Origin of the sequence: Kribbia dieselivorans NBRC 106261, from assembly GCF_001552435.1 — a bacterium.
GTDB lineage: Bacteria > Actinomycetota > Actinomycetes > Actinomycetales > Dermatophilaceae > Kribbia > Kribbia dieselivorans.
Genome location: NZ_BCRE01000264.1, coordinates 1 through 3,176, shown reverse-complemented (window position 1 = coordinate 3,176; position 3,176 = coordinate 1). Strand labels below are relative to the sequence as shown.

Genomic DNA, 3,176 nt, shown 5'->3' with positions numbered 1-3,176 from the left:
GGCCTCCCCCGGCTTGGCCGGGCGGGAGGCGTCGAAGCCGGCGGCGATGACGGTCACGCGCACCTCGTCGCCGAGGGCGTCGTCGATGACCGCACCGAAGATGATGTTGGCCTCCGGGTGGGCGGCCTCCTGAACAAGGCGGGCCGCCTCGTTGATCTCGAACAGGCCGAGGTCGCTGCCGCCCTGGATGGAGAGCAGCACGCCGTGGGCGCCGTCGATGCTCGCCTCGAGCAGGGGTGAGGAGATCGCCAACTCGGCGGCTTGGACGGCCCGTTCCTCACCGCGCGCCGAGCCGATGCCCATGAGCGCCGAACCGGCGCCCTGCATGACGGACTTGACGTCGGCGAAGTCGAGGTTGATCAGACCCGGGGTGGTGATGAGGTCGGTGATGCCCTGCACACCCGAGAGCAGCACCTGGTCGGCGGAGCGGAACGCGTCGATCATCGTCACGGCCCGGTCGCTGATCGACAGGAGTCGGTCGTTCGGGATGACGATGAGGGTGTCGACCTCTTCCCGTAGGGCCGCGATGCCGGACTCGGCCTGGCTCGCGCGGCGGCGACCCTCGAAGGTGAACGGGCGGGTCACCACACCGATGGTCAGGGCACCCAGGTTCTTGGCGATCTTCGCGACGACCGGGGCGCCACCGGTACCGGTGCCACCGCCCTCACCCGCGGTGACGAACACCATGTCGGCCCCCTTGAGGACCTCCTCGATGTCCTCCGCGTGATCCTCGGCAGCCTTGCGGCCCACATCGGGGTCGGCGCCGGCACCCAGCCCGCGGGTCAATTCGCGACCCACGTCGAGCTTGACGTCGGCATCGCTCATGAGCAGGGCCTGGGCGTCGGTGTTCACGGCGATGAATTCGACGCCCTTGAGGCCGACCTCGATCATGCGGTTGATGGCATTGACGCCTCCACCACCGACGCCGACGACCTTGATGACGGCCAGGTAGTTCTGCGGTGCTGCCACGGTGCGCCTTTCCTGGGATGTGTGCTGACCAGCACGGATTCGCCGACCGAACCCTGACCCTGAGGTCAATGGTTACAGTCCGATCACGAAGCCGTTTCCTGACGGTAGGCGGATCGCGCACCGAACTGCAACCCTGCCGTGGGCGTGTCGCCGGGCCTTCGAGCAATCTGGGCCCCGCCTGACCACACCAGCCCCATCCGTCACAGTCTTGATATGAAGTCGAGGGTCAGTTGATCATCGACTGGCGCACAGGGGACGGTCGACCCTCACCCGTTCGGTGACGTGGTCGGCGTCCCGGAGCCGCGCGTGATCGGGGTATCCGGCGCCGAGACGTCGATCTCGGTCGGTCGCGGCTTCGTCCTGAGCAGTGCCTCGAGCACCTGTGCCTTGAGTTCGGGTCGCTCGACCGCCCCCCACTGCACGGTCGTCGGGCCCACCTTGAAGCTCACCGAGTCGGCCTCCCCCACGGTGACGTCCGACACCCGGGAGCGCAGCGTCGGCGGCAGGTCGTTGAGGACCGAGAGCGCGGCCGCCACGCCCGCCGGGCCGATCTGCCCGGCGGTGGAGCCGACCAGGGGGATGTCCTTCGGCGGCGATGTCGGGTGCCGAAACACCACTCCGGCGGCGTCCATCACCTCAACCTCACCCTGAGCGTTACGCACGGCCAGGACGGGTTCGCGGGTCGTCACGGTGATCCGCAGGGTACGGGGAAAGACGCGCTCGACCGCCGCCCGCGAGATCGCCGGGACCTCCTCGACCTGGGCCGAGACCTTCGCGGTGTCGACCCGCGCCAGCGGACGATCCAGCTGCTGCTCGCCCAATCGACGGATCGCGACGATGTCCGCCGTCTGCGCGCCGACGACCTTCACCTGCCGCACCGCCAGGATGTCGGAGAAGAACGTCAGCCACCCGACGCCGGCCAGCGCGGCCACCACCACCACGGTCACCAGCGGCCACACCCACCGGCGCCGACGCACCTGGTCGGCCCGCTGCGCCAACTTCTCGGCCGCCGACGACCGCCGCCAGAACGCCACGCGGGTCACGACGCTCCGAGGGCGGTGAGCACCTCGGGGCCCACCTCGGTCACGTCCCCGGCGCCGACGATGAGGACGACGTCCCCGGTGCGGGCGCGTGAGGCGACGCCGGCCGGCACCTCCTCGCGAGGCGAGACCCGGACCGACCGGTCGGCCTCGCGCAAGGGAGCGGCGATGAGTTCACTGGTCACCCCGGGCACCGGGTCCTCGCGGGCGCCATAGATGTCGAGCAGCACGACCTCGTCCGCGGGCCGCAACGCCCGGGCGAACCCGGTCGCGAAGTCTCGAGTGCGGGAGTACAGGTGTGGCTGGAAGACGACGATGAGCTCACCGCGCCGGTCATCGGCCAGGGCCCGCGCGGTCGAGATCACCGCGTCGACCTTGCCGACGTTGTGCGCGTAGTCGTCGATGACCACCACGCCGCGCACCTCGCCCTTGCGCTCGAACCGGCGGCGGGTGCCGTCGAACGCGGTCAACCCGGCCAGGATCGCGTCCGGCTCGTGCCCCAGACCGGCGGTCGACCCGGCCAGGTACGCCGCGGTCGCGTTGAGCAGGTTGTGCAGGCCGGGCACGCCGAGGCGCAGGGCCCGCTCCTCGCCGTCGATGTCGACGATCGTCGCGCTCGAGTTCAGCCCGTCGAACATCACATCGGTGAGACGGACGTCGGCATGGTCGGCACGCCCGTAGGTCAGGGTCTGCACACCGGCAGCCTCCGCGGCCGCGGCCAACCCGTCGGAGCCCGGGTCGTCCGCGCAGGCGATGAGCACACCGCCCGGTTCGATGGTGCGGGTGAACTCCAGGTAGGCGGCCTTGACCCGCTCGAAGTCGCCGAAGAAGTCGAGGTGGTCGGGTTGGACGTTGGTGACGACGGCCACCTCGGGCCGGTAGACGACGAAGGAGCCGTCCGACTCGTCGGCCTCGATGACGAACGGGTCCCCCGGCCCGCCGTCCAACTCGGCATTCGTCCCGGCAGTGGCCAACTCCCCGCCGAGCGCGAACGAGGCCGGCACGCCGACGTGCCGCAGCGCGACCGTGAGCATCGAGGCGGTCGTCGTCTTGCCGTTGGCCCCGGCGATCGTCACCCTGCGGCGGCCCTGCGCCGCCGCGGCCAGCGCCTGGGAGCGGTGCAGCACCGGGATGCCCGCGGCCCGCGCGGCGGCGAGTTCGACGTTG

Annotated in this window: 3 protein-coding genes; all 3 read right to left on the bottom strand. The window is 70.7% G+C overall.

Annotation, left to right across the window (positions count from 1 at the left end; translation table 11 throughout):
- On the bottom strand, positions 1–969 hold a 969-nt coding region (gene ftsZ, locus KD1_RS15670; protein ID WP_068403458.1), incomplete at its 3' end, for a cell division protein FtsZ.
- Positions 970–1,235: 266 nt separating this feature from the next.
- Complete coding sequence (locus tag KD1_RS15665; RefSeq protein WP_068403456.1) at positions 1,236–2,012, bottom strand: cell division protein FtsQ/DivIB; 777 nt, start codon at positions 2,010–2,012, stop codon at positions 1,236–1,238.
- The coding region (gene murC, locus KD1_RS15660) for a UDP-N-acetylmuramate--L-alanine ligase (RefSeq protein ID WP_068403454.1) at positions 2,009–3,176 on the bottom strand (1,168 nt) is incomplete at its 5' end. The genes KD1_RS15665 and murC, both read right to left, overlap by 4 nt.